Here is a 2,804-nt window from a genome sequence, read left to right as displayed (position 1 = left end):
CTTCAGAACTAACACAGTGGACGCGAGCAACTGAGGACAAGCCCTCGGCCTATTAGTACCGGTCAGCTCCACCCATTACTGGGCTTCCACATCCGGCCTATCAACCCAGTCGTCTACTGGGAGCCTTACCCTCTCAAGGAGGTGGGAATACTCATCTCGAAGCAGGCTTCCCGCTTAGATGCTTTCAGCGGTTATCCCTCCCGAACGTAGCCAACCAGCCATGCCCTTGGCAGGACAACTGGCACACCAGAGGTTCGTCCGTCCCGGTCCTCTCGTACTAGGGACAGCCCTTCTCAATATTCCTGCGCGCGCAGCGGATAGGGACCGAACTGTCTCACGACGTTCTAAACCCAGCTCGCGTACCGCTTTAATGGGCGAACAGCCCAACCCTTGGGACCGACTCCAGCCCCAGGATGCGACGAGCCGACATCGAGGTGCCAAACCATCCCGTCGATATGGACTCTTGGGGAAGATCAGCCTGTTATCCCCGGGGTACCTTTTATCCGTTGAGCGACGGCGCTTCCACAAGCCACCGCCGGATCACTAGTCCCGACTTTCGTCCCTGCTCGACCCGTCGGTCTCACAGTCAAGCTCCCTTGTGCACTTACACTCAACACCTGATTGCCAACCAGGCTGAGGGAACCTTTGGGCGCCTCCGTTACTCTTTAGGAGGCAACCGCCCCAGTTAAACTACCCATCAGACACTGTCCCTGATCCGGATCACGGACCGAGGTTAGACATCCAGCACGACCAGAGTGGTATTTCAACGGCGACTCCACCATGACTGGCGTCACGGCTTCAAAGTCTCCCACCTATCCTACACAAGCCGAACCGAACACCAATATCAAACTGTAGTAAAGGTCCCGGGGTCTTTCCGTCCTGCTGCGCGAAACGAGCATCTTTACTCGTAGTGCAATTTCACCGGGCCTATGGTTGAGACAGTCGAGAAGTCGTTACGCCATTCGTGCAGGTCGGAACTTACCCGACAAGGAATTTCGCTACCTTAGGATGGTTATAGTTACCACCGCCGTTTACTGGCGCTTAAGTTCTCAGCTTCGCAACCCCGAAAGGTCACTAACCGGTCCCCTTAACGTTCCAGCACCGGGCAGGCGTCAGTCCGTATACATCGCCTTACGGCTTCGCACGGACCTGTGTTTTTAGTAAACAGTCGCTTCTCGCTGGTCTCTGCGGCCACCCCCAGCTCAGAGTGCAAGACTCATCACCAGACGTGGCCCCCCTTCTCCCGAAGTTACGGGGGCATTTTGCCGAGTTCCTTAACCATAGTTCACCCGAACGCCTCGGTATTCTCTACCTGACCACCTGAGTCGGTTTAGGGTACGGGCCGCCATGAAACTCGCTAGAGGCTTTTCTCGACAGCATAGGATCATCCACTTCACCACAATCGGCTCGGCATCAGGTCTCAGGCTATGTGCTGTCCGGATTTACCTGGACAACGCCCTACACCCTTACCCCGGGACTACCACCGCCCGGGCTGGACTACCTTCCTGCGTCACCCCATCGCTTACCTACTACCACCTTGGTCCGTCGGCTCCACCACTTTCCATTCCCCGAAGGGTCCGGAACGGCTTCACGGACTTAGCATTAATGGGCTCGATACTGGGCGTTTCAAAGCGGGTACCGGAATATCAACCGGTTGTCCATCGACTACGCCTGTCGGCCTCGCCTTAGGTCCCGACTTACCCTGGGCAGATCAGCTTGACCCAGGAACCCTTAGTCAATCGGCGCACACGTTTCTCACGTGTGTATCGCTACTCATGCCTGCATTCTCACTCGTGAACCGTCCACAACTCGCTTCCGCGGCTGCTTCACCCGGCACACGACGCTCCCCTACCCATCACAGTCCCCGTTGGGGGTATGTACTGCAATGACACGACTTCGGCGGTACGCTTGAGCCCCGCTACATTGTCGGCGCGGAATCACTTGACCAGTGAGCTATTACGCACTCTTTCAAGGGTGGCTGCTTCTAAGCCAACCTCCTGGTTGTCTCTGCGACTCCACATCCTTTCCCACTTAGCGTACGCTTAGGGGCCTTAGTCGATGCTCTGGGCTGTTTCCCTCTCGACCATGGAGCTTATCCCCCACAGTCTCACTGCCGTGCTCTCACTTACCGGCATTCGGAGTTTGGCTAAGGTCAGTAACCCGGTAGGGCCCATCGCCTATCCAGTGCTCTACCTCCGGCAAGAAACACACGACGCTGCACCTAAATGCATTTCGGGGAGAACCAGCTATCACGGAGTTTGATTGGCCTTTCACCCCTAACCACAGGTCATCCCCCAGGTTTTCAACCCTGGTGGGTTCGGTCCTCCACGAAGTCTTACCTCCGCTTCAACCTGCCCATGGCTAGATCACTCCGCTTCGGGTCTTGAGCGTGCTACTGAAACGCCCTGTTCGGACTCGCTTTCGCTACGGCTTCCCCACACGGGTTAACCTCGCAACACACCGCAAACTCGCAGGCTCATTCTTCAAAAGGCACGCAGTCACGAGATACGAGCAAGCTCGCATCCGACGCTCCCACGGCTTGTAGGCACACGGTTTCAGGTACTATTTCACTCCGCTCCCGCGGTACTTTTCACCATTCCCTCACGGTACTATCCGCTATCGGTCACCAGGGAATATTTAGGCTTAGCGGGTGGTCCCGCCAGATTCACACGGGATTTCTCGGGCCCCGTGCTACTTGGGTGTCTCTCAAACGAGCCGTCAATGTTTCAGCTACGGGGGTCTTACCCTCTACGCCGGACCTTTCGCATGTCCTTCGCCTACATCAACGGTTTCTGACTCGTCTT

At 56.5% G+C, this 2,804-nt stretch carries 1 rRNA gene (running past one end of the window); it reads right to left on the bottom strand.

Going from position 1 to position 2,804, the window contains the following annotated elements:
- Positions 1-32: 32 nt before the first annotated feature.
- Positions 33-2,804: ribosomal RNA gene (locus ACIO92_RS34080) — 23S ribosomal RNA — on the bottom strand (it continues 430 nt past the right edge of the window).

This window comes from Streptomyces sp. NPDC087215 (assembly GCF_044744885.1).
GTDB lineage: Bacteria > Actinomycetota > Actinomycetes > Streptomycetales > Streptomycetaceae > Streptomyces.
This window is presented reverse-complemented; position numbering and strand designations above follow the sequence as displayed.